Origin of the sequence: Pseudomonas sp. Bc-h, from assembly GCF_002080045.1 — a bacterium.
Taxonomy (GTDB): domain Bacteria; phylum Pseudomonadota; class Gammaproteobacteria; order Pseudomonadales; family Pseudomonadaceae; genus Aquipseudomonas.
On record NZ_MUIN01000009.1, the window covers coordinates 339,202 to 362,862 of the forward strand.

The 23,661-nt window shown below is 59.6% G+C and carries 22 protein-coding genes; 13 read left to right on the forward strand and 9 right to left on the reverse strand.

Going from position 1 to position 23,661, the window contains the following annotated elements:
- Positions 1-142 precede the first annotated feature (142 nt).
- The gene (locus BWR59_RS18180; protein WP_081567179.1) at positions 143-1,537 is read right to left on the reverse strand and encodes a PLP-dependent aminotransferase family protein; all 1,395 of its coding nucleotides are present in this window, start codon (positions 1,535-1,537) and stop codon (positions 143-145) included.
- Positions 1,538-1,832: 295 nt separating this feature from the next.
- Between BWR59_RS18180 and ehuB the strand changes: the two genes are divergently transcribed.
- From ehuB to BWR59_RS18205, 5 genes are all read left to right on the forward strand, one after another.
- Positions 1,833-2,690 carry an ectoine/hydroxyectoine ABC transporter substrate-binding protein EhuB gene (gene ehuB, locus BWR59_RS18185; RefSeq protein ID WP_081567020.1) on the forward strand — a complete coding sequence of 286 codons (858 nt, stop codon included), beginning with the start codon at positions 1,833-1,835 and terminating at the stop codon, positions 2,688-2,690.
- Between the two features lie 82 nt (positions 2,691-2,772).
- Complete coding sequence (ehuC, locus tag BWR59_RS18190; protein WP_081567021.1) at positions 2,773-3,432, forward strand: ectoine/hydroxyectoine ABC transporter permease subunit EhuC; 660 nt, start codon at positions 2,773-2,775, stop codon at positions 3,430-3,432.
- Positions 3,429-4,088, forward strand: a complete 660-nt coding sequence (gene ehuD / locus BWR59_RS18195) for an ectoine/hydroxyectoine ABC transporter permease subunit EhuD (RefSeq protein WP_081567022.1) — start codon at positions 3,429-3,431, stop codon at positions 4,086-4,088. Before ehuC ends, ehuD begins: the two co-directional genes overlap by 4 nt.
- Positions 4,089-4,174: 86 nt before the next feature.
- Positions 4,175-4,969 (forward strand): ectoine/hydroxyectoine ABC transporter ATP-binding protein EhuA, encoded by a 795-nt coding sequence (gene ehuA, locus BWR59_RS18200; RefSeq protein WP_143490874.1) that lies wholly within the window; start codon positions 4,175-4,177, stop codon positions 4,967-4,969.
- Positions 4,970-5,105: 136 nt separating this feature from the next.
- Positions 5,106-5,564, forward strand: coding sequence for a DUF2214 family protein (locus tag BWR59_RS18205; RefSeq protein ID WP_081567024.1), 459 nt, complete (start codon positions 5,106-5,108; stop codon positions 5,562-5,564).
- 148 nt (positions 5,565-5,712) lie between these two features.
- Here the strand turns inward: BWR59_RS18205 and BWR59_RS18210 are convergent, their stop codons facing one another.
- Positions 5,713-7,032 (reverse strand): Nramp family divalent metal transporter, encoded by a 1,320-nt coding sequence (locus BWR59_RS18210; RefSeq protein ID WP_081567025.1) that lies wholly within the window; start codon positions 7,030-7,032, stop codon positions 5,713-5,715.
- A 115-nt stretch (positions 7,033-7,147) separates the two neighbouring features.
- Here BWR59_RS18210 and BWR59_RS18215 point away from each other — a divergent pair, with 115 nt between their 5' ends.
- On the forward strand, positions 7,148-8,581 hold the full coding sequence (locus BWR59_RS18215; RefSeq protein ID WP_081567026.1) for an MFS transporter: 1,434 nt from the start codon (positions 7,148-7,150) through the stop codon (positions 8,579-8,581).
- A gap of 76 nt (positions 8,582-8,657) precedes the next feature.
- Positions 8,658-8,837, forward strand: a complete 180-nt coding sequence (locus BWR59_RS18220) for a hypothetical protein (protein WP_081567027.1) — start codon at positions 8,658-8,660, stop codon at positions 8,835-8,837.
- 212 nt (positions 8,838-9,049) lie between these two features.
- Here the strand turns inward: BWR59_RS18220 and norR are convergent, their stop codons facing one another.
- Entirely contained in the window at positions 9,050-10,609 is a 1,560-nt protein-coding gene (norR, locus tag BWR59_RS18225; protein WP_081567028.1) for a nitric oxide reductase transcriptional regulator NorR, read from the reverse strand.
- A gap of 218 nt (positions 10,610-10,827) precedes the next feature.
- Between norR and BWR59_RS18230 the strand changes: the two genes are divergently transcribed.
- The 6 genes from BWR59_RS18230 (at position 10,828) to BWR59_RS18255 (ending at position 17,288) form a co-directional block, all read left to right on the forward strand.
- On the forward strand, positions 10,828-11,082 hold the full coding sequence (locus tag BWR59_RS18230; protein WP_081567029.1) for a transmembrane sensor/regulator PpyR: 255 nt from the start codon (positions 10,828-10,830) through the stop codon (positions 11,080-11,082).
- Positions 11,083-11,271: 189 nt separating this feature from the next.
- Positions 11,272-12,723 (forward strand): UbiA family prenyltransferase, encoded by a 1,452-nt coding sequence (locus tag BWR59_RS18235; protein WP_081567030.1) that lies wholly within the window; start codon positions 11,272-11,274, stop codon positions 12,721-12,723.
- A complete protein-coding gene (locus BWR59_RS18240; protein WP_081567031.1) occupies positions 12,720-14,036 on the forward strand; it encodes an FAD-binding oxidoreductase in 1,317 nt (438 codons plus the stop codon). Before BWR59_RS18235 ends, BWR59_RS18240 begins: the two co-directional genes overlap by 4 nt.
- On the forward strand, positions 14,033-14,773 hold the full coding sequence (locus tag BWR59_RS18245) for an SDR family oxidoreductase (RefSeq protein ID WP_081567032.1): 741 nt from the start codon (positions 14,033-14,035) through the stop codon (positions 14,771-14,773). Before BWR59_RS18240 ends, BWR59_RS18245 begins: the two co-directional genes overlap by 4 nt.
- On the forward strand, positions 14,770-15,741 hold the full coding sequence (locus BWR59_RS18250) for a lysylphosphatidylglycerol synthase transmembrane domain-containing protein (protein ID WP_081567033.1): 972 nt from the start codon (positions 14,770-14,772) through the stop codon (positions 15,739-15,741). The genes BWR59_RS18245 and BWR59_RS18250 overlap by 4 nt, the downstream gene beginning before the upstream one ends.
- A gap of 116 nt (positions 15,742-15,857) precedes the next feature.
- Complete coding sequence (locus BWR59_RS18255) at positions 15,858-17,288, forward strand: DUF2723 domain-containing protein (RefSeq protein ID WP_081567034.1); 1,431 nt, start codon at positions 15,858-15,860, stop codon at positions 17,286-17,288.
- A gap of 115 nt (positions 17,289-17,403) precedes the next feature.
- Here the strand turns inward: BWR59_RS18255 and BWR59_RS18260 are convergent, their stop codons facing one another.
- From BWR59_RS18260 to BWR59_RS18285, 6 genes are all read right to left on the reverse strand, one after another.
- Positions 17,404-17,994 carry a hypothetical protein gene (locus BWR59_RS18260; protein WP_143490867.1) on the reverse strand — a complete coding sequence of 197 codons (591 nt, stop codon included), beginning with the start codon at positions 17,992-17,994 and terminating at the stop codon, positions 17,404-17,406.
- A gap of 77 nt (positions 17,995-18,071) precedes the next feature.
- The gene (locus BWR59_RS18265; protein ID WP_081567036.1) at positions 18,072-18,698 is read right to left on the reverse strand and encodes a hypothetical protein; all 627 of its coding nucleotides are present in this window, start codon (positions 18,696-18,698) and stop codon (positions 18,072-18,074) included.
- A 963-nt stretch (positions 18,699-19,661) separates the two neighbouring features.
- Complete coding sequence (locus tag BWR59_RS18270; RefSeq protein ID WP_081567037.1) at positions 19,662-20,360, reverse strand: hypothetical protein; 699 nt, start codon at positions 20,358-20,360, stop codon at positions 19,662-19,664.
- Between the two features lie 426 nt (positions 20,361-20,786).
- The gene (locus BWR59_RS18275; protein ID WP_081567038.1) at positions 20,787-20,996 is read right to left on the reverse strand and encodes a DUF2945 domain-containing protein; all 210 of its coding nucleotides are present in this window, start codon (positions 20,994-20,996) and stop codon (positions 20,787-20,789) included.
- A 15-nt stretch (positions 20,997-21,011) separates the two neighbouring features.
- The gene (locus tag BWR59_RS18280) at positions 21,012-22,862 is read right to left on the reverse strand and encodes a glycoside hydrolase family 15 protein (RefSeq protein WP_081567039.1); all 1,851 of its coding nucleotides are present in this window, start codon (positions 22,860-22,862) and stop codon (positions 21,012-21,014) included.
- A complete protein-coding gene (locus tag BWR59_RS18285) occupies positions 22,855-23,655 on the reverse strand; it encodes a glucose 1-dehydrogenase (RefSeq protein ID WP_081567040.1) in 801 nt (266 codons plus the stop codon). The genes BWR59_RS18280 and BWR59_RS18285 overlap by 8 nt, the downstream gene beginning before the upstream one ends.
- Positions 23,656-23,661 lie beyond the last annotated feature (6 nt).

The following is a 23,661-nucleotide window of genomic DNA, read 5'->3' on the forward strand; positions in this document are numbered from 1 at the left end:
GTTGGTCGCAGTCTAAAAGCGGCAAATTGTGCTGATGAATGTACTAGGGCAATTTTCAGATAAATCTTTTTTCGATCTTTCCAGGGTCTAGCGTCGAAGGACGGATCGCTTCTGATCGGGCGCTGTAGGAGCTGCGGCCTATCTAAAAATCATGAATGCTCGGGTACTGCCCGAAGATCTCGCGCATGCTGATCAGCGCTTCGCGCATTTCTTCATCAGTGCATTCGGCGCCAACACACAGCCGCACGCCTCGCGCCCGTGGCACACCGCGAACGGTGAACGGGTCGGGTGAGGCGACTGCGATGTGGCGTTGGCGCAACTCGCGCACCAGGCTGTCCAGTTCCCAGTGCTTGGGAATGCCAATCCAGGCGTTCAGCGAATTGGGGTGCTGGCCCTGAATATATTCGCTCAGGTATTCGCTGACCATCGCCTGCCGCCCGTTCAACAGCCGACGTTGCAGGCGCAACAGGGTGTCAGCACGGCCATCGCGAATCCAGCGCGCAGCCACTTCGGCCATCATCGGCGTCGCCATCCAGCTGTTCACCCGCAGGATACTTTCTGTGCGCAGGGCCAAGCGCTTGGGCATGGTCAGAAAACCAATGCGCATACCGGTGAGAATCGACTTGGTCATGCTGGTGCAATAGAACGACAGTTCCGGCAGGTAATGGCTGATCGGCGGCGCGCGGCGTTCATCGAGCAAAGGCCCGTACACATCGTCCTCGATGATGTGTACGCCGAAACGCCGGGCGATGTCGGCGATCTCGCGACGGCGGCTGTCGGGCATCAGGCTGGTGGTGGGGTTGCTCAGGTTCGGCGTGCACACCAGGGCGGTAATGCGTTCGTTGCTGCACATGTCCTCGAAATGCTCGGGGTCGATGCCGTAGCGATCCATTTCCAGGCCTTTGAGCGTGAACCCCAGCACCTGGGAATTGCCGATCACGCCGTGGTCGGTCAGGCCTTCGCACAGCACCACATCATCGGGACCGGCCAGAGATGCCAGGGCGAGAAAGATGCCGTGCGCCGCGCCGTTGGTGATGAGGATGTCATCGCGCTCGACCTTCAGCCCCTGACGCCCGATCCAGTGCACCGCCGCCTCACGATGGGACTCGAAGCCGGCGATGGGTCGGCAGGCACGAATCCAGGGCTGGTCTTCTTCGGTGCTGAGCTCGGCGCAGGTGTCGCGCCAGAAGCGGTCGTGCTCGAGGGTGTGCATGATGCGCGCGGTGGAGAAGTCCACCAGCGCCCGTTCGGGGCTGTCGAGTATGTAAGTGGCGACGCGATCGCTCATGCGCCGGGACACAAAACTGCCGCGCCCGACCTCGCAACGCACCAGCCCCTGCCGCTCCAACTCTTTATAGGCATTGGTCACGGTCTGCACGCTGATACCCACCGCGTCTGCGACCTGACGTTGTGGCGGCAGGCGCTGATCGTCCACCAGCACGGCATTCTCGATGTCGCTGGCGATGGCCTGCACCAGAATCTTGTACTTGGATTCGCCACCCCGGGCCTGATCCACGGCCGCTCGCCATTTTTCCATCATTGCCTGTAGACCTTGTCCAAATCCGATGCGGACAGCATCTCCCGAGAATACGCATCGGGCAATTGTCCTAGTGCAATGCAATGTCTGGCAGACCTTTTGTATGCTCGGTGTCAGGTCGAAGCAAAACTGCCATCACAGCAGTGAAAAACCTTCATATCGACTTGTACTGGTACGGCCCCGGCCGTATGAGCGGCATACAAAAGCCTGCTCCAGTACGTTTTGCTCTTAGCGTCACTGCCTCCTAACACAGAGCCGTTTGCAACGGGTCCACAAGAAACAGGAGATTTTATCGATGAGCAATTTTGCACACAGCGTCACCCTTCCCCTGCGTCGCCTGTTCGTGGCTTGTGCGTTGTTCGGCCTGACCGCCGGCGCTCAGGCGGCGACCACCCTGGAAACGGTCAAGGCCAACAGCGCCATCCGTATCGGCTACGCCAACGAATCGCCTTTCGCCTACACCGAAACCAATGGCAACGTGACCGGCGAATCCCCTGAAATCGCCAAGATCATCTTCGCCAAACTGGGTATCAAGAAGGTCGACGGCGTGCTCACCGAATGGGGATCGTTGATTCCCGGGCTGCGCGCCGGTCGCTTCGACGTGATTGCCGCGGGCATGTACATCACCCCGGCGCGCTGCAAGCAGGTGATCTTCACCGACCCGCAGTACCAGTTACCGGACGCGCTGCTGGTGGAGAAAGGCAACCCGAAAAAACTCCACAGCTACGAAGACATCGCCAAAAACCCCGACCTTAAAGTGGCGATCATGGCCGGCACCGTCAACCTGCAATATGCGCGAGACAGCGGCGTGAAAGACTCGCAGATTCTTCAGGTGCCGGACACCACCGCGCAATTGCAGGCCGTGCGCGCCGGGCGGGCCGATGCCGCCGTCGGTACCCAGCTGACCATGAAAGGTCTGGCAAGCAAGGGTGGCGAAAAGGTCATGGCTGAAACCGACTTCAAGGACGATCCATCGCACATTGGCTATGGCGCCCTGGCCTTCCGCCCGGAAGACAAGGACCTGCGCGACGCCGTCAATGCCGAGTTGAAGAAGTGGCTGGGTACCGAGGATCACCTCAAGGCCGTCGCCCCGTTCGGCTTCGACAAGGACAACCTCACCACCAAGACCGCCGCCGAGCTGTGCGGTCAGTGATTGCGTCGATCTGAACCACGCCGGGCGCGGCTCCTGCGGGCCGCGCCCATTCCCTGCGTAAACCTGAACACTGGGTCGAGCCATGGGCGAATTACTACCGTTATTGCTACAAGGCGCCTGGGTCACGCTCCAGGTCACGTTCTACGGATCGTTGCTGGCGATTGCCGCCGCGATCCTCGCCGCTCTGGGGCGGATGTCGCCCTGGCTGCCGGTGCGCTGGTTCTCCATCGCCTACATCGAACTGTTTCGCGGCACCTCGCTGCTGGTGCAGTTGTTCTGGCTGTTTTTCGTGCTGCCGCTGCCGCCCTTCAATATCGAGATGAGCCCTTTCGCCGTAGCGATTGTCGGCCTGGGTCTGCACATCGGCGCCTATGGGGCGGAAGTGATGCGCGGCGCGATCAGTTCGGTCGCCAAGGGGCAATACGAAGCCAGCGTTGCGTTGAACTTCACGGCCTTCACCCGCTTTCGCCGGATCATCCTGCCGCAAGCACTGCTGGCAGCGATTCCACCGGGCACCAACCTGCTCATCGAACTGTTGAAGAACACCTCGCTGGTATCGCTGATCACCCTGTCGGACCTGAGCTTCCGCGCTCGCCAGCTCGATCAGGCGACCTTCGAAACCCTGCAGATCTTCACCCTGGCGCTGATCATGTATTTCGTCATGGCGCAGCTGATCAACTTCGCCATGCGCCGCTTTGAACGCCGCTTGAGCCGTGGCCGGATGCGCGGAGGTCTGTCATGAACAGTTTCTTCGACTGGCAGTACGCGCTGCAGATTCTTCCCGACCTGCTGCGCGCCTCCCTCAACACCCTGGGCATCACCCTGATCGGTTTCGTGATCGCCATCGTGCTCGGCCTGTTCCTGGCCATAGGCCGGCGCAGCAAGCACTACTGGCTGTCCTGGCCGACTACGCTGGTGATCGAGTTCATCCGCAGTACGCCGCTGCTGATTCAGGTGTACTTCCTGTATTACGTGCTGCCGAACTATGGCGTCAGCATGAGCGCGATGCAGGTGGGCATCATCGGCATCGGCGTGCACTACGCCTGCTACATCGCCGAGGTCTATCGCAGTGGTCTGGATGCCGTGCCCCGCGCGCAGTGGGAAGCGGTCACCGCGCTGAACATGAGGCCCTATATTGCCTATCGCAACATCATCCTGCCCCAGGCGTTCAGGCCGATTCTGCCGCCGCTGGGCAACTACCTGATCGCCATGCTCAAGGACACCCCGGTGCTGTCGGCGATCACCGTGGTGGAGATCATGCAACAGGCGAAAAACATCGGATCGGAAAGCTTCCGTTATCTGGAGCCGATCACCATGGTCGGCCTGTTCTTCCTGGCTTTGAGCATTGTTCTGGCCTATCTGGTACGGCGCCTCGAATTGCGCCTGGAGCTACGCTAATGACTTCTACCGTATCGACCTCGTCGGCTGCCTTCTCGCAATTCACGCAACTGGCAGCGACCGCGCACCCTCATGAGGCCAACGCCATGCCCCTGTCCCACAGCGCTCAGCCACTGGTGAGCTTCAAGGACGTGACCAAGCGCTACGGCAACTTCACGGTGCTGGACAAGCTCAACCTCGACGTCGCCCCCGGTGAGAAAGTCGCGATCATCGGCCCCAGCGGCTCGGGCAAATCCACCCTGCTGCGCGTGTTGATGACCCTGGAAGGCATCGACGAAGGGCAGATTCAGGTCGACGGCGAGTCGCTGACCCACATGCCGGGACGCGGCGGCCTGCTGGTGCCGGCCAACGACAAACATATTCGTCGAGTGCGCGGCAAGATCGGCATGGTGTTCCAGAGCTTCAACCTGTTCCCGCACATGACCGCATTGCAGAACGTCATCGAAGCGCCCGTGCATGTGCTGGGCATGAAGGCCAAGGAAGCCCGGGAGCGCGCCGCCGACCTGCTGGAACTGGTAGGCCTGGGCACTAAACTCGAGCACTACCCTTCGCAGCTTTCCGGCGGTCAGCAGCAACGCGTCGCCATCGCTCGCGCCCTGGCCATGCGTCCCAAGGTGATGCTGTTCGACGAAGTGACCTCGGCGCTGGACCCTGAACTGTGCGGCGAAGTGCTCAACGTCATCCGCAAGCTCGGCGCCGAGCACAAGTTGACGATGCTGATGGTCACCCACCAGATGGGCTTTGCCCGGGAATTCGCGGATCGTGTGTGCTTTTTTTACAAGGGCCAGATCCATGAACAGGGTACGCCGTCGCAGATCTTCGAGAACCCGCAGCAGGAAAGGACCTGCGCGTTCCTGAGTGCAGTGAAAGAGGCGAACTGACACCAATGCATCAGGATGAGTCCGCTCATCCTGAACGTTGATGAAAGTCCCACGTTTCGTCCGGGCATAACCCCAACGACCCGCTAAGCTTGCTCTGTTGGCGCTTGCATCAGACATCGCTCGGGGGAGTTGAAGCATGCTCATCAAATGGGTACTGGCTGCGTTGCACTTGTTGGCTTTCGGCTTTGCATTGGCGGCGGTTCTGGCGCGGGGACGGGCGCTGCGGCGATTGCGCACCGATGATCCACGCTCCTTTCGCGATGTGTTCGTGGTCGACAATATCTGGGGTGTTTCGGCGGGCATTCTGTTGGTGACCGGCGCCTTTCGAGCGTTTGGCGGGTTGGAGAAAGGCTCGTTCTATTACCTGCACCAACCGCTGTTTCATCTGAAGATGACTGCGTTCGTCGCCATTCTCGCGCTGGAGGTGGTGCCGATGTTCGCCCTGATCAAATGGCGCATCGCATTCAAGAAAAATCTGCCCATCGATACCAGCCGTTCACGACGCTTTGCCCGGATCAGTCATATGGAAGCGGCATTGATGGTGGTCATCGTCATCGCCGCCACGGGCATGGCGCGGGGGATCTTGTTGAGTTGAGCGCGTGGGAATGCCTAGCAAATCTATCTATTTTGATCATTCCCACGCTCCGCGTGGGAATGCAGCCTCTGACGCTCTGCGTCTACCCCGGCGGACGCGGAGCGTGGGCACCATCAAAGAGCATCAACAGCGCCGAAGCGGAATCGCTTCAGCTCACCCAGAAATACATCAGCGCCAAATTCGCCGCCGAGATCAGGCCGAACAACCCCCAGGCCAGGGTCTTGGTCAGGGTGCTGTTGGCGAATGGGCCCATCAGTTGTTTGTCGCTGGTAAAGCGGATCAACGGCCACAACGCGAATGGCAGTTGCAGGCTGAGCACGACCTGGCTCAGCACCAGCATCTTGCCCACTGCGCCGTCACCGAACCAGATCACGCCGATCAGCGCCGGAATCAGTGCCAGCGCCCGTGTGATCAAACGACGTTGCCAGCACGGAATCTTGGCCTTGAGAAAACCTTCCAGCACCACTTGCCCGGCAATGGTGCCGGTGAAGGTCGAGCTCTGCCCCGCCGCCAGCAATGCCACACCAAACAACACGCTCGCCAGCGCCCCGCCGACCAATGGATCGAGCAGGTGATAGGCGTCCTGAATTTCCACCACATCGGCGTGACCGCTGCCGTGGAAGGCTGCTGCGGCGAGGATCAGGATCGCGGCGTTGATCACCAGCGCCATGCTCAGCGAGGCAATGGTATCGACCCGGGCATAGCGAATCGCGCTGGCCTTGCTTTCCACCGACGTGCCATTGACCCGTGTCTGCACCACCGATGAATGCAGGTACAGGTTATGCGGCATCACCGTCGCGCCAAGAATGCCGATGGCGATGTACAGCGGCTCCTGAGCACTCAGCACATCCCAGGACGGTTTCAGGCCCGCGAACACATCCGGCCAGAACGGTTTGATCAGCACCAGCTCGATGAAGAAACAGGTGGCGATGGTTGCGATCAGGCCCAGTACGATGGCCTCCAGGCGGCGGAAGTTGGCGCCCTGCAATGCCAGCACGATCACCGTATCGAACGCGGTCAAGGCCACGCCGGTGGTGATCGAGACGCCCAGCAACAGGTGAAAGGCCAGCGCGGCGCCGAGCACTTCGGCAAGGTCGGTCGCCAGAATCGACAGCTCCGCCAGAATCCATTGCCCCATGCCGACCCGATGGCTGTAGCGCTCGGCGGACAGCTGCGCCAGGTCGCGCCCGGTGGCGATCCCCAGGCGTGAGCAGAGGTTCTGCAAGACCATCCCCGACAGGCTCGCCAGCACCACGACGAATAGCAGCGCGTAGCCGAAGCGCGAGCCGGCTTCGATGGCCGTGGCCCAATTGCCGGGGTCCATGTAGCCGATGGAGATCAGCAGACCGGGGCCGACGAACAGCATCATTTTGCGCAAGAACGACGCATTGGCCGGGATGGCGACGCTGTCGGTCACGGCGGAGGGGCAGAAAGGAGCGGTGGCGGTGGTCGGGAGTCTGTATTTCACGGGAGTCCGGCGGGTGATTGCGATCAGCCATGGAGCTTAAACGCCCGGAAATATTTTGTCTTGAATCAATGCAAAAGCTCTAACATGCGTCGTCCCACGGAACTGGAAAACAATAATGTCCTCGCTTTCACACTCCTCCGATCACTGCGACGCCCAACCGGACGGCATCGACCCGGTTCGCGCCTCGCAAGTCTCTGCCCGAATCGACCGCCTGCCCGCCGTTGCCACCATCTGGAAACTGGTGGCGCTGTTGTCCATCGGCGGCTTTTTCGAGCTGTATGACCTGTTTCAGACCGCCTACATCAGCCCTGGCCTGATTCGCGCCGGACTGTTTGCCACCGGCAGCGCCGGCGTGTTCGGCTTCTCCGATCAGGCGGCGTTCGCTTCGGCAACCTTCCTCGGCCTGTTTCTCGGCGCCAGCCTGCTGAGTCCGATTGCCGACCGTTTCGGGCGTCGGGCGATTTTCACCTTCGCACTGATCTGGTACACCGTCGCCACCGTGCTGATGGGCGTGCAGACCTCGGCGCTGGGCATCATCTGCATGCGTTTCTTGGTGGGCATCGGTCTGGGCATCGAGCTGGTGACCATCGACGCCTATCTGTCGGAACTGGTGCCCAAACGCATGCGCAGTTCGGCGTTCGCCTTCGCCTTCTTCGTGCAGTTTCTGTCGGTGCCTGCTGTGGCGCTGATGTCCTGGTGGCTGGTGCCGCAGGATCCGTTCGGCTTCTCGGGCTGGCGCTTTGTGGTGCTGGCCAGCGCGGTGTTCGCCCTGTTCATCTGGTGGCTGCGCTCACGCCTGCCGGAATCGCCGCGCTGGCTGGCGCAGCACGGGCGCTTCGCCGAGGCCGAAAAGATCATGGATGACCTGGAAGCGCGCTGCGTGAAGGATCACGGCACGGCGCTGGACGAACCGGAAACTCACAACGTGGCCGTGGAAGGCAAAGGCCGTTTCGCCGATATCTGGCAGCCGCCCTATCGCCGCCGCGCCCTGATGCTGATCGTCTTTCATGTCTTTCAGGCCATCGGCTTTTTCGGTTTCGGCAACTGGTTGCCGGCGCTGCTCTCGGGGCAAGGCGTCAGCGTCACCCACAGCCTGGCGTATGCGTTCATCATCACCCTCGCTTATCCGCTGGGGCCGCTGCTGTTCGTCAAGTTCGCCAACCGCTTCGAGAACAAGTGGCAGATCGTAGGCTCCGCGTTGGGCGCAATGGTGTTCGGCACCCTGTTCGCCCAACAGAGCACGGCGGCAGGGCTGATCGTCTGCGGCGTGATGATCACCTTCTGCAACGCGTGGCTGAGCTTCAGCTATCACTCGTATCAGAGCGAGCTGTTCCCCACCAATATCCGCGCGCGGGCGGTGGGCTTCTGCTATTCGTTCAGCCGCTTGTCGACGGTGTTCAGCAGCCTGTTGATCGGCTTCTTCCTGGACCACTTCGGCACGCCTGGGGTGCTGACGTTCATCGTCGTCAGCATGCTGATCGTGATCATCACCATCGGCACGTTCGGCCCGAGGACGCGCAACCTGGCGCTGGAAGACATCGCCCACTGACACCGCTCATCTCGCGCCGGGAACGACCCTGTGCTTGACTCCTCCAACCAACATCACCCTTTGGCTGGAGGAGATCATGAGCGGTTCACGCCCGGAAAACCCCGACACCCCACCTGAAAACGTCAGCTTCCCGGAAACCGTGCCTGATCCGGTGGACAGCGATTGCGACCCGGTCGACGAAGGCTGCAACCCCAGCACGGGATTCGAGCCGGGGACCGAGATGGTGCCGGAGAAAGGGGATTTCCATACTCGTTAGCAGGACTGGGGGCGCTCCGGACAGGCACACATTCCAGACCGACGCAGTCCCCTGCGGGAGGGAGCTTGTGTGGGAGGGAGCTTGCTCGCGAAGAAGAAAGTCAGGCACCCGAAATTTGAATGACACTGCGCGTTCGCGAGCAAGCGCCCTCCTACCGGTCATGTACTCGTCCAGACAGACCGCATTCATATCAATGCGGCGGTATCAATCGCCTATCGAATCCCCAACCGCTTCGCCAGCCGGCTGAGGTTGGCCCGGTCCAGGTTCAATTCGCGGGCAACTTGCGCCCATTTGCCCTGATGCCGGTTCAAGGCGTCGTTGATCAGCACGGTCTGAAACCCATCGACGGCTTCCTTCAGGCCCTCTCCCGGCTTGACCACCGGCGAGCTGCCCATCAGTGCTGGTGCGACCGACGCCGCGACCTGCACATCGTCTTCCAACCCCAATGCCTGCGCCTCGATAGTCAGGATTCGCGGACGCTCGGGGTGTGCCGACAAGGCCTTGAGTACCGCGCGGCTGATCAGGTGCTCAAGCTCGCGCACGTTCCCCGGCCACGAGTACCCCAGCAGGATCTTCTGCGCCTCGGCGCTCATGCGCAGGCTGCGCAAGCCCATTCGTGCGCGGTTTTCTTCAAGAAAGTACCCGGCCAACAGCAAGGCATCGCGACCGCGCTCTCTGAGCGGCGGCACCACCAGCGGGTAAACGCTCAGGCGGTGATAGAGGTCGGCGCGAAAGCGCCCGGCGCGTACTTCTTCGGCCAGGTCACGGTTGGTCGCGGCAATGATGCGCACGTCCACATGGTGCTCCTGATCGGAGCCGACCCGTTGCAACTGCCCGCTCTGCAACACCCGCAGCAATTTTGACTGGACAGGCAGCGGCAACTCGCCGACTTCGTCGAGGAAGATCGAGCCGCCGTCGGCCAGTTCGAACTTGCCGCTGCGCCCGCTCACGGCGCCAGAGAATGCCCCTTTGACGTGGCCGAACAGCTCGCTTTCCACCAGCATTTCCGGCAGCGCCGCGCAGTTGAGACTGATCAGCGGCTTCTGCGCCCGGGGTGAACTCAGGTGTATGGCTTCGGCCACCAGTTCCTTGCCGACCCCGGTTTCCCCGGTGATCAAGACGGTCAGGGGACTGTTGCCCACCAGCTGGATTTCCTGCTGCAAACGCTTGTGCACCGCGCTTTGTCCGATCAGTTCTCGAGGCCCTCGCCCACCGGCAGCGCGTTTGTAGACCTCGGCCAATTGCCGTTGATCTTCGAAACTGCGCGCCAACTGATTGATCCGCTCACTGGCCATGACCGTGGCGGCCGCCAGGCTGGCGAACGCCTGCAGATTATCCAGGTCGACGCTGCCGAAGCTGGTCGGGTCCAGTGAATCCAGAGTGATCACCCCCCAGAGTTTGTCCTGCACATATAAGGGACAGCCCAGACAGTCGTGAACCTCCAGATGCCCGTGCAGCCCGTCAACCAGACCGTCGTAGGGGTCAGGCAGATCGCAGTCGGTGGAGAAGCGGGTCGGCTCGCGATTCTGCGCGATGATGTCCAGCCGAGGATGCTCGCCCAACCGAAAGCGGCGCCCCAGTGTGTCGGGGCTCAAGCCCTCCACCGAGAGCGGCACCAGCACATCCTCTTCAAGCCTGAGCAGCGCCACCGCGTCGCACGGCAGCAACTGGCGCAACGACCGCAGCAGCCGGCGGTAACGCTCATCGTCGGGAAGCTCGCGGGACAAGTCGGCAACCAGAGGAACCAGCGCCAGTAACAAAGGGTTTTTCATAAGGGCTCCAGACGCAGCGATCCAGATCGAGGAAGACAAAACGCGGTCATTATGACACCCGCTTCGGTTAAAACGACAGCAACGGGAGGGGGTCATTCTGACTCGCGAAGCCCAACCCCATGATTCCAAAGGCATTCTTAACTGGCACGCATCCTGATACAGCTTGAGTACCGGCAAACGCCAACAGGCCTTGCCCTCACTGAACAGGAGTCACGGTCATGTTTGATTTCTTCCTCAATCCTGCGAACGTCCTGAGTCTTTCCACTCGCGTCCTGTGGACTGGCCTGGTCATGTTGCTCACCGGCATCGTCGGCGCCTACCTACTGGATCTGCATCTGAATCTCTTCGGCTTGGTCTTCCTCCACGCCATGACCATCATCGGCCCTACCCTGATCAAGATCGGATATGTCATGCGGCTGCTGTCACAACACAACTTGCGCAAAACGGCGCACGTGCCGGTCATGAGCCATTAGTTGATCGCCAATTAAACGGCGCCTGCTGTTTCAAGTCTGAAACGGATAACGCTCGATCGGCATCGTCAAACCGCTGTTTTATTCTGACGCCAACGGCACGACGGCGATCGCGAAGCCCTTTAATTTAAATGAAGTTGTGAAAAAAATATTTTGTTTATAGTCGAGTGGACCCGCTACGGAGCATTCGACATGGCAAGAATTCAGGGACGAGTTCAAGAAACTTTCCCGCCCTTGGTTGTGGATCTGGATGGCACTCTACTGCGTTCGGATCTGTTGATGGAAACCGCCATGGCCTTCGTCAGAAGCAAGCCACTGAAGGTTTTCAAGATGCTGGGCTGGCTGCTCAAGGGCAAGGCCGCGCTCAAGGAAGGCCTGGCGCTGGAGACGCAGATAGACGTCTCGGTGCTGCCTTACGACCCGCAGATCATCGACATGATCAACGCCGAAAAAGCCAATGGGCGGATGATCGTTCTGGCCACGGCGAGTCATGTAAGTCTGGCTGAGCGAATCGCCGAACATCTTCAACTGTTCGACCTGGTGTTGGCCTCCAATGCCAACCGCAACTTGTCGGGCAATAATAAGCGCGACCTGTTAGTTGCCCACTATGGCGAAGGCGGCTTCGACTATGTCGGCAACTCCAAAGACGACTTGCCGATCTGGAATGTGTCGCGCCAGGCCTATGTGGTTAACCCTGACCGGGGCGTGGAATCGCGGGTCAAGGCGATGTCACAGGTCGAACCGACCATTCGCACCAATACCTCCGGCCTGCGCGATTGGCGCAAGGCGATGCGCATGCATCAATGGCTGAAAAACGCGCTGATCTTCGTGCCACTGCTCGCCTCCCATCGTTTCACCCAATTCGACCTGATGCGCGACGGCGTCTTTGCCTTTTTCTGCTTTGGCCTCTGCGCCTCCAGCGTTTATATCCTCAACGACCTGCTGGACCTGGGCGACGATCGCCATCACAAGAGCAAATGCAATCGCCCCTTCGCCAGTGGACGACTGTCGATCAAGGCCGGGCTGATCTTCGTGCCGACTTTATTGGTAGCAGCTTTCGGTGCGGCACTGTTGCTCCTGCCCTGGCAGTTCTCGGCGGTAATGGCCGCCTACTACGGCCTGACGCTGGCCTACTCACTGCAACTCAAGCGGCTGATGGCGGTGGATGTGATCGTGCTGGCCATGCTCTACACCACGCGCATCATTGCCGGGGTCGCTGCGTTCAATCTGACGCTGACCTTCTGGATCCTCGCGTTCTCGATGTTCATCTTCCTCAGCCTTGCGATGGTCAAGCGCTACGCCGAGCTGCGCGATGCGCGGGTACGTGAGGTGACTACCATGGCCCGAGGGCGCGGTTATTACCCGGGCGATCTGGACATGATCGCGTCCCTGGGCGCGTCTTCGGGTTATCTGGCGGTGATGGTTCTGGCGCTGTACATCCAGGACGCCAAGACCACCGCGCTGTACGTCACTCCCCACGTTATCTGGCTGGCCTGCCCGCTGCTGCTGTTCTGGGTGACGCGGGTGTGGATGCTCACCCATCGCGGGCAGATGAATGAAGACCCGGTGGTGTTCGCCATTCGCGACCGCACCAGCCAGTTGATCGGCGCCGTATTCCTCCTGATGTTCTGGATTGCCGCATGAGCACACCGCTGTATTCGTGGGGACGTTTTCCCCGTAGTCCGCAACGTGGCCACAGTTGCGTCTGGCTGGACGAGTTGCCCGCGCACTTGAACCGGGTGATCGAGGACCACAGCAGCAGCCTGCCGTACGGCAATGGCCGCAGCTATGGCGACAGTTGCCTGGCGGCGAGCGACCAAGTGCTGCACATGCGCTCCCTCGACCGCTTGATCGAGGCCGACTGGGCCAACGGCGTGGTCAAGGTCGAGGCCGGGATCACCCTGGCCGAGGTGCTGGCGGTGGCCATCCCGCGCGGCTGGTTTCTGCCCGTGACGCCGGGCACCCAGTTCGCCACAGTGGGCGGCGCCATCGCCAACGATGTTCACGGCAAGAACCATCACGTGCGCGGCACCTTTGGCCGTCACGTTCGCAGCTTCGGTCTGTTGCGCCACGGCCAGCCGGAAATGACCTGCGCCCCCAGCGCCAACACTTCGCTGTTCTCGGCAAGCATCGGTGGCCTGGGGCTGACCGGCGTCATTCATTGGGCGCAACTGCAGTTGATGCCGATACGCGCCAGCCAGATCGACACCACCACCGTGCGCTTCGCCAATCTGGCGGAGTTCTTCGCCCTGGCTGACGAACTCGACGACAAACACGAATACAGCGTGGCCTGGGTCGATTGCCTGGCCAAAGGCGCCGAGACCGGACGCGGCGTGTTCATCGTCGGCGACCACGCGCACTACGGCTCCCTTGAAGTGGGCAAGCGCGCGAAGTTGAGCATGCCGATCACGCCGCCGGTTTCGCTGATCAACAAACTGTCTCTCAGCGCCTTCAACAATCTGTATTGGCGAGTGCACCCGAGCCAGCGCACTCAAGGCCGCAGCGCCTACGAACCATTTTTCTATCCCCTCGACCGCATCCTGCACTGGAACCGCATCTACGGCCGACGAGGATTTCAGCAGTACCAATGCGTGATTCCGACCGCCAACGCCGAGGCCGCGATGGGCGAGCTGTTGCGGGCGATTGCCGATTCCGGGCAAGGCTCGTTTCTGGCCGTGCTCAAACGCTGTGGCGACGTGCGGTCGCCCGGCTTGCTGTCGTTCCCGATGCCGGGGACCTCGCTGGCGCTGGACTTTCCCCAGAGCGAACACCTGGAAAACGTTGTATTCCCGCGTCTGGACGACATCGTCCGGGGGGCGGGAGGCCGCTTGTATCCGGCCAAGGATGCCCATATGAGCGGCGCGGACTTTCGCCAGGCGTACCCCGCCTGGGAGCGACTGGAAGCGCTGCGCGATCCCTCTTTGATGTCCCGTTTCTGGAGCCGCGTACTGTCATGAAAAGAGTTCTTATAATCGGTGCCACCTCCGCCATCGCCAGTGCCTGCGCCCGTTTGTGGGCCAGTGAAGGCAGTGATTTCTTCCTCGTCGCGCGCAACGTCGACAAGCTCCAGCAGACCGCCGCCGACCTCAAGGCGCGTGGCGCGAAGAACGTGACCCTGCACGAAATGGACGCCAACGACATCGACGCTCACCCGTTGATGCTCAGCCGCTGCCTGACCGCGCTGGATCAGATCGACATCGCGCTGATCGCCCACGGCACGCTGCCCGACCAGAAAGCCTGCGAGCGCGACGTCCATCTTGCCCTGCGCGAATTCGCCAACAACTGCACCTCGGTGATTGCCTTGCTGACCGTTCTGGCGGTGCAATTCGAGACCCAGCGTTGCGGCAGCCTGGCGATCATCTCATCGGTGGCGGCTGATCGCGGGCGGCCTTCGAACTACCTGTACGGCAGCGCCAAGGCCGCGGTGTCGACCTATTGCGAAGGCTTGCAGGCGCGGCTGTTCAAGGTCGGCGTTCATGTCACCACGATCAAGCCGGGCTTCGTCGATACGCCGATGACTCAGGGGCTGTCGCTGCCCGCCGCACTGTTGGCGCAACCGGCGCAGGTCGCGCAACGCATCGTCAAGGGTATCGCCAACAAGGTGCCGACCCTCTACGCGCCGGGATTCTGGGGCCTGATCATGTTGATCATCCGCTCGATTCCGCAGCCGGTATTCAAGAGGCTGAATCTGTGAGCGAGGCACTGCTGCTGTCCGGCTGGCGCTACCGGGCGGTGGTGCTGTCGGTGGTCGGCTCGGCGCTGGGTTATCTGGGTTTCTCGCTGTGGGGCGGCTGGCACGCAGTGGGCGCAGCGGTGAGCGAGGTCGGGCTGCTGGGCATCGTCATCGCGCTGTTCATGTCCTCGGTGAACTATGGCCTGCGTTTCCTGCGCTGGCAGTCGTACCTCAAGGTGCTCGGCCATCCCATGCCGTGGCGCCCGAGCCTGAATATCTACCTCGCCGGATTCGCCCTGACCACCACCCCCGGCAAGGCAGGCGAAGCCTTGCGCGGCGTGCTGCTCAAACGCTGGGGCGTGCCGTATCCGCAGAGCTTTGCGGCGTTCTTCAGCGAGCGGCTTTCGGACCTGTTCGCGGTGGTGCTGCTGACCCTGTTCGGCCTGTCGCTGTACCCCGAGGCAATGCCAATGATCGTGGTCGGCGTGGCGCTGGTGATGGTCGGTTTGTTGGTGCTGTCGCAAAAGCGCCTGATCGAGCGCCTGACCCTGATGGTGCCCACTGAAGGCGGCAAGGTCATCGGCCTGCTGCGTCATCTGCTGCAAGTGCTGATGCATGCCCAACAGTGCCATCGCTTGCGTCTGATGCTGGGTTTGACGGTGCTCAGCGTGATCGCCTGGAGCGCCGAAGCGCTGGCCTTCGACTGGATTCTGAAATGGATGGGCGCCGACATCCCGCTGACCTTCGCGGTGTTCGTCTATGCCCTGGCAATGCTCGCGGGCGCCGTGAGTTTCATGCCCGGGGGCTTGGGCGGCGCGGAGGCGGTGATGGTCGGGCTGCTGGTGTGGAAAGGCATGGACAGCGCGGACGCGGTGGCGGCGACTGTGTTGATTCGGCTCGCCACGCTGTGGTTCGCGGTCGCCATCGGCGCGTTGATGCTGATGCGGCTCAAGGGTGAAACGGCGCCTCAGGGGCAAGCGATTCGTTGATACAGCTGACACCCGCAGCCCCTGTAGTAGCCCGGCCGGACTGCTACAGGTACAGCGCAACACAGTGGCATTTATTAAACCGCTAGCAATGTAGAACAGGGACAGGAGTGCAACTCATGGTGGCAGCAGTACGTTATCGAGCGTCGACATTGATTCCCCTGCTGTTGGTGATCGGGGCAATCATCGCCAGTTTTCTCGCGTCGAGCGGGCCGATTCAGTGGATGGACAACGGGGTGTTTCTGGCCGACGCATCCGAAGGCGTGTACTTCAGCAAGACCCTCGGGCCGCTGGATCACCCGCTGTACCTGTTCGTCACCACCGCGCTCTATGCGGGTTTCGGCGCCCATGTGTTGAGCTTCATGAATTCACTGTTACTGATCCCGCTGGCCTGGGCGATCTACCGTCTGGCCAAGGGCGTCGGCGCCAGCACCCAGATTGCCCTGCTGTCGGCCGCCGCCGCGATTCTCTGCCATTGCGTATTCTGGGTCTCGACCAAGGCCGAGGTGTACATCCTGCATGTGGTGTTGGTGACGCTGGCCTACATGCTGCACTTCGATGAAAGCTTTCGTCTGGGCGCACTGAAAAAGCTGTTCCTGATCGGCATGCTCACCGGCCTCGCTGCCGCTATCCATCAACTGACCTTCATCGTCTTGTTTCCGCTCTATCTGCAACTGCTGTGGCAGAACAAGTGGCGCATGCTGATTACCCTGCCCGGCTTCGCCCTGGGCTTCAGCGTGGCCTTTCCTGGAGTTGCCAATGAGCTGGCGTCCGGCGTGAGTCTGTACGACATCGGCCACCGCTACCTGATCGGCATCCCCGACCGCACCGCCGAACAGAGCTGGCAGGGTTCGCTGTTCCGTTTCGACGACATGTGGCACGAGAAGAATTCGGTGGTGCTGATGATGCTCTCACTGATCGGCCCGCAGATACTGGGGCTGGTGTTCTTTCCAAAGAGCCCGAAACTGCGCGTGCTGTGGTGTGCGGCGATGATGAACTTCGTCTTTGCGGTGTCTTACAACGTCACCGACCGCTTCACCTTCTTCCTGCCCGGCGCCGTGCTATTGAGCATCCTCGGCGTCATGCAGTTGCAAGCCCTGCTCCAACGGACCGCCGCCGCACCATTGGTGACTGCTTCGCCGCTGACCGCGCCGGTGACCATCCTCGCGGTATTCGCCATTTACGCCAGCGGCATCGTCGACCTGCCGGTTCACAAGGAAGCGCTGCCGTTTCGTGACGATATCCACTACTTCATGGCGCCGTACCTGAGCGACCGCTCCGCCGAAGAGTTCGTGCGCAGCTACGAAAAATCCGCCCCGCAAGGCGCCCTGATCATCTCCGACTGGACCCCCAACGGCGCCCTGCGCTCGGCCCAGGCAGCGGGCGTGCTGCAGAACCGCACGTTCGAGTTGTGTGAAGAGGTACAGGATATCGATGCGTATCTGAAGGGCCCGGGTGCGTACCTGGCGCGGACGAGTTATTGCGGGGTAATCGCGGACCGGTTTGAGTTGCAGACGATGGCGGTGGGATATGAGTTGCGGGCGAAGTAGAATTATTCGCAGCGGATTTTTCCGCGATAGCAGTTGTTGCTATCGCGGAAAAATAGGCACTCATATTTCCCTGTCGAATATTTTCACTACGCCGTTTTGAACAGAACTCACAACGTCATGCGGTCATAACCATTTTATAAATAAAACAGTAAACCGTCGAAGACGCCGTATCCAACTTGCTCGTAGACAAGGCAAATTTTAGCTGCTCAATAGCCTTTCCATCTGTCCTCCTAAGTTCAATCTCCCCCCATGCGGCCCCCTGCTCTTCTGCCAAAAGCACAACCTCCTCCTCATTGCCTTCAGCTCTTAGATACACGCTAACCCTGGCATTTGACGGCATAGATTGACCATTAAAATGCCCCGCAACAAAATCAATACCGACGCTTGAATAGGGATTAGAGAAAGCAACGGCTGTTTCCGAATCGTAATTCGCCTCGGCCACCCTGACAGCTTCCAGCTGCAAAAAATTTCTTTGCTCAAATGTGTGGCCTTGGCCAGCCAACCTACGGTAACTGCTGGCTTGTTGAACAGAGGCTGCAGGCCAATGTACGTGTGCATCAGAGGTCGTGGTATTTGTCGCGGTAAAAAAATTGAATGCCAAGCTTGTACCGGTGAAATCCGTTCCCGGGGTAACACCCGTGAATTGTTCCTCATCCTCTACCTGCTGGCCCTGCAATCCTTTACCTGAATGATTAGAGTCGCTCATGATCATTTTTCCTCCCGCCTCACAATAACCGACATCGATTTATTCATCTCAGCACTGGCATGAATCCCCAAATACCATTAAGGAGTCATTACAATACGAGTGATGTAACAGGTCATCTTAAACTTATGATGCGCTTCACCATGAATCAGGTTGAGTTCCAGAGCATTGATAGGCTTATCTAAACTGCGCTTCAACTCAATACTCCGGGGGCCCTCGTCCATATAATCGAACAGGTTTATAGTTTCAATCGGCGTCTTGTCGTGGAAGGCGATAATCTGAGCTTTAGCGTCCCATTGTTCTACAGGTATACTGAGCGATGGGTTAAGCATCCAGATGTCAAACACCACTCGAGCGTATTCAGACTTCAGCTCAAACCTGTTCTTCGAATGAGCTCTCTTCCCATCCGAATTCATATAAGCGCTGACCGTAGCATACCGGAAGGGAGCATTCTCATTTTTCCTAGAGTACTCCTCTTCAAGTAGAGCCTGCAAAAAAGGATTTTTTTCAGCTGAGTCCTTGATCTCAAACGCAGGCGGAGTCCAAACATAGTCGGCAACATTGCTCCCCGTATACAAAGGGCGATCGTACTTTAGGACATTGGTATAATCTCCCAGCTTCGCACCGGAAAAATCTTCAATATCATCGGCTTTGACACCTGACGCTTCACCATCACCCTGCGCCGATTTCGTCGTAGAAATATTCATAACTCATCTTCCCTGTGAATGTTATTTGTACAGCAACTGCAGTATTGCACTACAGCATCAATCGTCAACCAACGTAGCAGCTCCCTTCATCACCAGCATTTTCTGCCAAAAAAAAGCACCGTCGTTACAGTAGGTTAGCAACCCTCTATTTCAAATCGCTATTACGTTTACGTCGAATAAATCTAATGACCTCTCACTCCCGTAGACGCGCAAATGCAAGCCCCCCGTAGGTCACGCCTTCTCCACCTATATTCGCCTGAGTTCAACACCCGAGCACCAATAAGCCGTGAAACTTTAAGCCCTCTCCACCCCCCCTTATGCATCGCCAGGTGCCAGGTCTGTCGCTCTTTACTTCGTACTGCAGCTCATCCTTTTAAGCAAAGTTGTTCGAATTCGAGGTGAGCCTGTGCAACGCGTCCTGTTTGTCCCTCGCTCCGCCTTGGCGGCGGGCGCGTTGCAGAACGTGACGTTTGAATTGTGTGAAGAGGTCAGGACATTGATGCGCATCGAAGGGCCCGGAGCGCGTATCGGCACGGACGAGCTATCGCGGGATGATTGCGTACAGGTTTGAGTTGCAGACGTTGGCGGTGGGGCATGAGTTGCGGGCGAGGTAGATGGGATCGCCCTACCTATGCCCGCTATGAGTTGAGGGCATAGGTAACGATTCGTTGCGAGCGCGGGAGGTTTTCCTGTTCAGAGGTGTGGTCTTTACAACATACCAAGTGCCGGACCTCGGCTTTCAATTCTTCGCCATCCTATAGATCCAGACATTTTAAATGATGCTCAAATGCTGCCCCGTCTTCATGGCTTTCATCATTGTAATAACTGAAGCCCCTACAATCGCGCACCAGGATGCGCTACCGTTTCACGGCGGGACCCACTAGCCTATGCCCCGCAGTGAGCGACCACTGCGACGACAGTTCGACCGTTGAAGACTTTTGGTGAGCGTCCACTATGCTCGCCTTACCCTGTGAACTTGAAGTTGTCCAACCTCAATGCGGCACAATAAGGGTAAATGGAAATTGCTGTTTGGTGAAAACGAATGGATTCTATTCTAGCACCGGCAGGGGCCGTCAGTATGACCTCGCGGAGCTCACGCTGAGGCACGGATGTAAAATCAAAACTGCCGACAAATCCCTCTTGATCATCAAACGCATCAACCTTCATCACTCCCGCCCCACCCTTTTCCCAAACCTGACACCAGAATGATACGGCCAGGTACGGTCTATTAAACACCATCCCCATAGTTACCTCAGTGGGATATATCTCTTCAGTCCCGCAGAATAGGTAAAGCATTTTTCCTTGTATTCCAGGCGGCTGGTTAGCGGTCATAACTCTGACCGGCGTATTAGCCCATGAACCAACAGGAGCGCTCGTCAGGGTATAGAATGGCCGAACCAAGGGCTCCTTGATATTACCGAGCGGCGCACTTTCCAAATCATCAACGTCCACAACGGGCGGTGAGACCACAACATTCCAAACTGCGCTGGTTTTTCCTCCAAGTGCAGCAGTCAGCTTGTGTGTCCCTACTGGTAGCAAGGCCGAGGGAAAGGTCCAGTTGCCGTCCCCCACGTCGGCCCATCCCAGGTGATCGTCATTATTGAGAATCTCCACCTGTTCGTCCGTATATACGGACTGGCTCGTTTGTACTTTATCGTTCATCGGCGTTTTCCTTTCCACTGATTGAATCCTTCACTGGATTATGCGCATCCGTTCCCGTTCAGCAACATCAATCCACCCACACACTCGATCCTCCGACCAAGCCATCTGATGTTCGGTTTTTAATTCAATGAGTTAGTAAGCGGCTATCGCCAACCGCGATAGATGTTATTTCCAATCAATCTAATGCCGCAGTGTCCCAGCAATCAGCAAGTCGATATAACGTGAATGCACAGCATGTCATCGGGAATTGACAATGCCCCTCGGCGCGCAGTGCCAGTAAGCACGCCTGGTGCGGTTGTCTCGACTCGGCCATGGGGCTGATTTCACTGCCGGCTACCCGCAGATCGCGAGCAAGCTTTAACCCCACGCCTTCGGCAGAACAAGAGCGATCCAAGCATATTCCGCACTATCGCGCAGTCTCAAACATCAGGACTTTTCCAACGCCTCTTCCTTATGCATCGCCAGATGCCCGGTCTTGTCGCTCTTGACTTCGTATTGCGGCGCGTCTTTTGAGGCGGGGCGATGACGGCCCATGAACTCGGTGTCTTTGACGTGTACTTTGGTCACGACCCCGACCACATGGCCGACATCCGAATTCCAGCGCACGTGATCGCCTACCTTGAATGCATGGGCCATGGTCTTTCTCTCCGTTCAGGGTTGCCAGAGTGTCTGGCCGCCTTCGAGTTTTCGGTCCAGGAAGCTTGCGGCGCTGATCAGGGCCAGGTGGCTGAGGGCCTGAGGCGTGTTGCCGAGGTGATGGCCGTGGGCGTCGAACTCTTCGGCGTACAGGCCCACGGGGTTGGCATAGCGCAGCAGTTGTTCGAATTCCAGGTGTGCCTGTGCGACGCGTCCTGCGCGGGCGAGGCATTCGACGTACCAGAACGAGCAAGCGACAAATGCGCCCTCTTCGCCGTCCAGCCCGTCGCCGTAGTCGTCGTCATTGCGGTAGCGAAAGACCATGCCGTCGCGCACCAGGGTGCGTTCGATGGCGTCGAGGGTCTTGAGCCACTTGGGGTCGCTGGCGCCGACGAACCTTACCAAGGGCATGAGCAGCATCGAGGCGTCGAGGTTCTTGCTGCCTTTGTGCTGGACGAAATGTTCCAGCTCCGGGTCCCAGAAGTTGTCCCAGATATCGTCGTGAATCGCCTGGCGTGTCTTGTCCCATTTCTCGAAGGGCGCAGGCAGCGAGCGCTTGAGTGACAGACGCAGGGCGCGGTCCAGGGCAACCCAGCACATCAGCCGCGAGTGGAGAAAATGCTGGTCGTCGCCGCGCATTTCCCAGATGCCAACGTCCTTGCTGTTCCAGTTGTCGCAGAGCTCGTTGACCAGCCGCGTGGCGTGTTTCCAGCCTTCGTGGGAAATCGCTTCGCCGTATTTGTTGGCCAGATACACCGCATCGAGCAGCTCGCCATAGATGTCCAGCTGGGTCTGTTTGTAGGCTTCGTTGCCAATCCGTACCGGGGTCGCGCCGCCGTAGCCGGACAGATGCGTAAGGTTTTCTTCGGGGAGCTCTTCACGGCCTTCGAGCGAGTAGAGAATCCCGAGTTTGTTGGCGTCTTCGCAGCAGTCGCCCATGCGCTCGCGGACCCAGTGCATGAAGCTGTTGGCTTCTTCGCTGTAGCCCAGGCGCATGAAGGCGTAGACGGTGAACGAGGCGTCGCGGATCCAGGTGTAGCGGTAGTCCCAGTTGCGTTCGCCGCCCTCTTCTTCCGGAAGCCCGAAGGTGGCGGCGGCGATGATTCCACCGTGTTTGCGTGATGTGAGCAGCTTCAGCGCCAGGGCCGAGCGATTGACCGTTTCCCGCCAGCGCCCGCGATAGTTGGAGTGGCGACTCCAGTGCTGCCAGAAGCTCACGGTGTTTTTCAGGTCGCCGTCGCACTGAGAGGCTTTGACCTTTTCATCGCCGGCAGCGCCCAGCATGAACTCGGCGATATCGCCTTGCTTCATCTCGAACTCGGCGACCGCAGCACCACTGTCGACACTCAGTTGGGTGGTCGCCGAGAGCCGCATCGGCGGCTGTTCGCGGGCGGTGAACAGCACATCCTCCCCGGCCATCTGCACGTCGGTTTCAGCACGGCTGTAGTCGTGGCGCACCCGGCAGAGCATGCGCACCCGCGTGGTGCCATGGCGCACGTGGATCCTGCGCACCAGACGCGGCAGGTCGTCGATATCCGAGGCGATGGGCATCAGGTCGGTGACTTCGACCACGGCATCCCTGGCGATCCAGCGGGTCATCAGCACATTGGTTTCCGGCAGGTACAGCTGCTGGCGGCGGGCATCGGCGAGAATCGGCGCGAGCTGGAAGATCCCGGCGTCTGGCGTATCCAGTAACGCGCTAAAGAGGGTCGGGCTGTCGAAATCCGGCCAGCAGCAGAAATCGATGCTGCCGGTGTCGGCCACCAGCGCTGCGCTGCGCATGTCGCCGATGATGCCGTGGTTCTCGATGGGGTTTTGCGGCTCATCGCCGGTATCGATTTGAGACTTTCGCTCGTGCTCAGCCATTGTCACGGAACTCCGGATACAGGCTCATGCCGCCGTCGATGAACAAGGTGGTGCCGTGCACGTAATCGGAGGCATCGGACGCCAGCCACACCACGGCATTCGCCACGTCCTGCGCTTCGCCGACGCGGCCATAGGGGATCAGCTTCAGCAGTTTCTTCTCTGCGTCCCCGGAAGTGGCTTTGGTATTGATCGCCGTACGAATGGCTCCCGGTGCGATGCTGTTGACCCGGATGCGTTGCTCGCCGACTTCCTGAGCGATGCTGCGCATCAGCAGATCGACCCCGCCTTTGGACGCCGCGTAGTTGACGTGCCCGGCCCAGGGAATGACCTGGTGCACCGAACTCATGTGGATGATCTTGCCCAGGGCGCGGGAGATGTCCGGGCGAATCTGCTGCCGGGCGAACTGGCGCAAGGCCGCTCGGGCGCAGAGGAATTGACCGGTGAGGTTGACGTTGATGACGGTGTTCCAGTCGTCGAGGGTCATCTCGGCGATGGCCGAATCCTTTTGCAGCCCGGAATTGGCGATCAGGATGTCCAGCCGCCCAAAAGCTTTCAGAGTCTCGGCGAACAGTTTTTCGACTTCGTCTTCCTTGGATACATCGGCGCCGACAGCAACGGCCTGCCCGCCTGCGGCGCGAATCTCGTCAGCCAGCTTCTCGGCCGGTTCGGGTTGTGAATGGTAGTTGACCACCACCGCCGCGCCTGATGCCGCGAGCCCTCTCGCGGCCCCTGCGCCAAGCCCGGAACTGGCGCCAGTGACCAGCGCAACCTGGCCCTTCAAGGAAATCTGCATGGAATG